Raw genomic sequence first — 4,954 nt, forward strand, 5'->3', positions numbered from 1 at the left:
CCCCGGCACGCCGGGCCGTCGTGCCGATCTGGCGGCGGCCGTGGATGGTGCTGGGCCGTGGCACGTTCGCCGGGGACGTGCTGGCCAGGTTGGGCGTCGCCAACGTGTACGCCACCGCGGAGGAGCGGTACCCCCGGATCCGGCTGGCCGAGCTCAGCGAGTGCGGCGCGGACCTGGTCGTGCTGTCCGACGAGCCTTACGCGTTCGCCGCGGACGACGGCCCCGAGTCGTTCCCGGGACTGCCCGCGGCGCTGGTCAGCGGGCGGTACCTGACCTGGTACGGCCCTTCCCTGAGTGAGGCGCGCGAGAACCTCGGGCGGGCCCTTGGGGGCCGCGCCGCCGATCAGCCGGGTGAGGACTAACTCAGCCAGCCCTTGACCTTCTCGATCAGCTTGACCGGGTCGTCACCGACCGGGGTGACGTTGAGGTGGGTCACGCCGGCCGCGCGGAACGCCTCGACACGCTCGCGCACGTAGGACTCGGGGCCGACGAGATTGGTCAGCTCGACCATCTCGTCCGGGACCGCCGCCGCGGCCTCGTCCTTCTTCCCGTCGAGGTAGAGGTCCTGGATCTTGTCCGCGGCCTCCTCGTACCCGTAGCGGCGGGCCAGGGTGTTGTAGAAGTTCTTGCCTTTGGCCCCCATGCCGCCAACGTAGAGGGCGATCATCGGACGGGTGAAGTCGAGGAGCTTCTTGGTCTCCGCGCCCTCGCCGATGGCGAGCATGCCGCCGGCGGAGATCTCCAGTTCCCCCAGAGCGGGATCGCGCTTGGCCTTGCCCGCTGCGAGCGCGTCGCCCCAGACGTCCCCCGCCTTCTCCGGGATGAAGAAGATCGGCAGCCAGCCGTTGGCGATCTCGGCGGTGAGCTCGACGTTCTTCTCGCCCAGGGAGGCCAGGTAGATCGGGACCCGGCTACGCACCGGGTGGTTGATGATCTTCAGGGGTTTACCCAGACCGGTTCCCTGCTCGGGCGGAAGCGGGAGGGTGAAGATCTTGCCGTCGTGGGTAAGCCGCTCCTCACGCGCCCACACTTTGCGGCAGATCTCCACGATCTCACGGGTGCGGGTGAGGGGCTTGACATAGGGGATGCCGTGCCAGCCCTCGATGACCTGCGGGCCGCTGGCTCCCAGGCCGAGGACGGCGCGGCCGTCGGAGAGGTAGTCCAGTCCGGCGGCCGTCTGCGCGATGAGAGTGGGGGTGCGGGTGTAGAGGGGCAGGATGGCGGCTCCGATCCGGACGCTCTCGGTCCGGGCCGCGAGGTAGCCCATGAGAGTGGGGCTGTCGTACCCGTAGGCCTCGGCCACCCACACGGTGTCGAGCCCGGCCTTTTCCAGCTCGACGACCTGGTCGACGGCTGCCTTCGGCTCACCGGCGTACTGCAGCGGTAGGGAGATGCGCATCGTGCCTCCGTGTTGTCACGCGCCCTGGTCGACCTGAACTCTACTACCGAGTAGTGTTCGGTTTCGAGGGCGGGCCCGCCTTCCGCCCGGAAAACCGGACGGAAGGCGAATGCCGGGAGGCTTCGGCCCGCCTCTTCAGGAATAGGAGTGCTCCTCGTCCGGGAATCTGCCTGTGACGACCTCCTCGGCGTAGCTCTTGGCCGCCTCGGTGAGGGTCTCGGTGAGGTTGGCGTAGGTCTTGACGAACTTCGCCACGTGCGGGCTCAGCCCGGCCATGTCCTGCCAGACCAGCACCTGGGCGTCGGTCCGTGCTCCCGCCCCGATACCGATCGTGGGGATCGTGAGCTGCTCGGTGATGTCGGCGGCCAGGTCGGCCGGCACGCATTCGAGGACGACCGAGAAGGCGCCGGCGCGCTCCAGTTCCTTGGCGTCGGAGAGCAGGGCGGCCCCCTGCTCCCCCCGGCCCTGGACCCGGTAGCCGCCCAGGGTGTGCACTGACTGCGGCGTGAGCCCGATGTGGCCCATCACCGGGATGCCCGCAGCGACCAGCGCCTCGACCTGGTGGGTGACCCGATGGCCCCCCTCCAGCTTGACCGCGTGCGCCCCGCCCTCCTTCATGAACCGCGCCGCCGCGGCCAGGGCCTGCTCGGCGGAAGCTTGGTAGGAACCGAACGGGAGGTCGGCGACGACCATGGACCGGCTCGTGGAACGGGCGACGGCGGCCGTGAGGGGGAGGAGGTCATCGACGGTCACAGGGACCGTCGAGTCGTAGCCGTAGACGACCATCGCGGCCGAGTCGCCGACGAGCAGGACAGGAATGCCGGCCTGGTCGAAGACGCGGGCGGTGAGGGCGTCGTAGGCGGTGAGCATCGGCCAGCGCTCGCCGTTCTGCTTCGCCCGGGCGATGTCGCGGGTGGTGACACGGCGGGAGGAGGTGCCGCCGTAGAGGGAGGTTGTGGACGTGGGTGTGGTCATCTGCGTTCCTCCGATGCCTCGAAGCGCCGTTACGGCGTCTCCGGACTGTGTAGGTAACGGTTCCGGCAGCGCGGCCGTCGCCGGTGCGGCCATCATCGCATGGCGGCGTTTCGGTGCTTTCGTCGAGTATCAACTGATTCGCGGCCCTTCGCCATCCCCTTGAACGGCGCGGAAGGGGCCGGCTTCGTACCCGCTCCACCAACGGGGGCGTGCCCTTGGGCTTTGCGGCCCCGGCCTTGGCGGCCGTGGATGGAATCCGCTGTGCAGGAGGTTGCACCCATACGAGCCGAGGCGGAATATCCACTTGCGAAACGAGACGGTCTCGTATTGAAATAGGGAAGTCGCATCAGCTCGGTCAGGGGGGCACGTGGATCGCGAAACGATACACCGGCGGCGCTGGGGCATTCTCGGGGTGCTCGTCATCAGCCTGCTCATCGTTGTGCTGGACAACACCATCCTGAACGTCGCGCTCCGCGTGATCTCCGATCCGAACGAAGGGCTCGGCGCCAGCCAGAGCCAGCTCGCCTGGTCGGTCAACTCCTACACACTGGTGTTCGCCGGGCTGCTGTTCACCTGGGGCGTCATCGGCGACCGTGTAGGCCGCAAACGCGTGCTCATGCTCGGCCTGGCCGTTTTCGGCCTGGCGTCCCTGGCATCCGCCTATGCCCAGAGTCCCGAGCAGCTCATCTGGGCGCGCGCCTTGATGGGGTTCGGCGGAGCGGCGGTCATGCCGCAGACGCTCTCCATCATCACCAACGTCTTCAGCGCGGAGGAACGGGGGAGGGCGATCGGGATCTGGGCCGGCGCGGTCGGCCTGGCGCTGGGGATCGGCCCCCCGCTGGGCGGTCTGCTGCTGGAGCACTTCTGGTGGGGCTCGGTCTTCCTGGTCAACGTGCCCATCGTGCTCATCGGCCTGGTGCTCATGGCCGTGCTGGTACCGGAGTCGCGCAACGAGCACCCGGGCCGGCTGGACCCGACCGGCGTACTGCTCTCGATCGCGGGTCTGGTGCTGCTCGTCTACGGGATCATCGGGGCCGGTGAGCGCAGCTCGCTGGCGGCCCCCGACGTCTACGGAAGCATCCTGGCCGGGCTCGCCGTGCTCGCTGTCTTCGTCGTGCACGAGGCGCGCACCGAGCATCCCGCGCTCAACGTCCGGCTGTTCCGCAATCCGCGGCTCTCCGTCGCCATCGTCGCGATCATGATGATGTTCTTCGCGATGGCCGGCGTGCTGTTCTTCATGACCTTCTACTGGCAGAGCGTCCGCGAGTTCACCCCGTTGCACGCCGGGCTCCTGGTGCTGCCGATCGCCGCCGCCCAGCTGATCATCGCCCCCCTCAGCCCGTACATGGTCGCCAGGTTCGGGCCGAAAGTGGTGGCCGCCGCCGGGGTCTTCCTGGCCTCCATGGCACTGGGATCGTACGGGCTGCTCGATACCGGAACCCCGGTGTGGATGATCGAGGTCGCCTTCTTCGTGCAGGGCACGGGGATGGCGATGGTGATGGTGCCCGCGACGGAACTGATCATGGCCTCGGTGCCGCGACACCAGGCCGGCGCGGCCTCGGCGGTGCAGAACACCGTCCGCCAGGTGGCCACCGCCCTCGGGGTGGCCGTTCTCGGAGCCGTCATATCGACGGTCTACCGTTTTGACATCGATCCCTACCTGGCCGGGCTTCCCGAGAATCTGCGCAGGTCGGGCGGGGAGTCCATCGAGGGGACGATGGCCGTCGCCGGCGAACTGGGCGCCGAGGGCGCCTTCCTGGCGGCTCCGGCCAAGGAGGCGTTCCTCTCCGGCATGCACCTCGCTGCTCTGTGCTCGCTGGTCATCGGGCTGATGTGTATGGTGATCGTGCTGATCTGGCTGCCGTGGCACAGTGACCGCCCCGACGAGCAGGATGAGCCCCCTGCAGGAGGCGGGCACAGTGGTGGGGAAGGCGACACCAGGCCGCAGGATCGCCAGCATGGACACCCGATCGCAACCGGCCCGAGCGAGTGATCCCCATGGGAACCTCCCTTCGCCCGCCAGGGCGGCCCCGCAGCCAGAAGGCCAACGACGCCATCCTGACCGCGGCGCTGGAACTCCTGGCCGAGCGAAAGAACGTCGCCGACATCTCCGTCGAGGCGGTGGCGGCGCGGGCCGGGGTGGGCAAGGCCACCATCTACCGGCGCTGGACCAGCAAAGAGGAGCTCCTCACCGATGCGGTGGCGACGCTGCGCCCGCCGCTTCCCGGGGTGAACCGCGAATCCGTGCGCGACGACCTCGTGGAGCTCATCGCGCAGGTCTGCGGCGAAATGGACAGCCCTCTCGACCGCGCCATCAGTGCGCTGATGATGAGCGAAACCCACCCGGAGATCGTCTCCCGGATCAAGCGCAGCGTCTTCGCGCCGCGCAACGAGGTCCTCTACGAGGTGCTGCGCCGGGGCGTCGCCTCGGGCGAACTCCGCTCCGACCTCGACCCGCAGACTGTGCTGAACCTGCTGGTCGGCGGGGCGCTCGTCTACCGCAGGTCCGGTTCCGGCGGCCCGGCCCGCGCCTGTGCCGAGCTCCTCGTCGACACGGTCCTCACCGGCGTCCAGAGCTCC

5 protein-coding genes are annotated in these 4,954 nt (G+C 68.9%); 3 read left to right on the forward strand and 2 right to left on the reverse strand.

The window, feature by feature from the left end; translation table 11 throughout:
- On the forward strand, positions 1-362 hold a 362-nt coding region (locus VS93_RS25970), incomplete at its 5' end, for a helical backbone metal receptor (protein ID WP_046472480.1).
- Here VS93_RS25970 and VS93_RS25975 read toward each other — a convergent pair.
- Both VS93_RS25975 and panB read right to left on the reverse strand, forming a co-directional pair.
- Positions 359-1,399, reverse strand: coding sequence for an LLM class F420-dependent oxidoreductase (locus VS93_RS25975; RefSeq protein ID WP_046472481.1), 1,041 nt, complete (start codon positions 1,397-1,399; stop codon positions 359-361). The two genes, VS93_RS25970 and VS93_RS25975, sit on opposite strands and share 4 nt — an antisense overlap.
- 135 nt (positions 1,400-1,534) lie before the next feature.
- The gene (panB, locus tag VS93_RS25980) at positions 1,535-2,374 is read right to left on the reverse strand and encodes a 3-methyl-2-oxobutanoate hydroxymethyltransferase (RefSeq protein WP_046472482.1); all 840 of its coding nucleotides are present in this window, start codon (positions 2,372-2,374) and stop codon (positions 1,535-1,537) included.
- Positions 2,375-2,741: 367 nt separating this feature from the next.
- Here panB and VS93_RS25985 point away from each other — a divergent pair, with 367 nt between their 5' ends.
- Entirely contained in the window at positions 2,742-4,367 is a 1,626-nt protein-coding gene (locus tag VS93_RS25985) for an MFS transporter (protein WP_082127211.1), read from the forward strand.
- A gap of 5 nt (positions 4,368-4,372) precedes the next feature.
- The coding region (locus VS93_RS25990) for a TetR/AcrR family transcriptional regulator (RefSeq protein WP_046472483.1) at positions 4,373-4,954 on the forward strand (582 nt) is incomplete at its 3' end.

It is taken from the genome of Allosalinactinospora lopnorensis (assembly GCF_000981225.1).
In the GTDB taxonomy this organism is placed as follows: Bacteria; Actinomycetota; Actinomycetes; order Streptosporangiales; family Streptosporangiaceae; genus Allosalinactinospora; species Allosalinactinospora lopnorensis.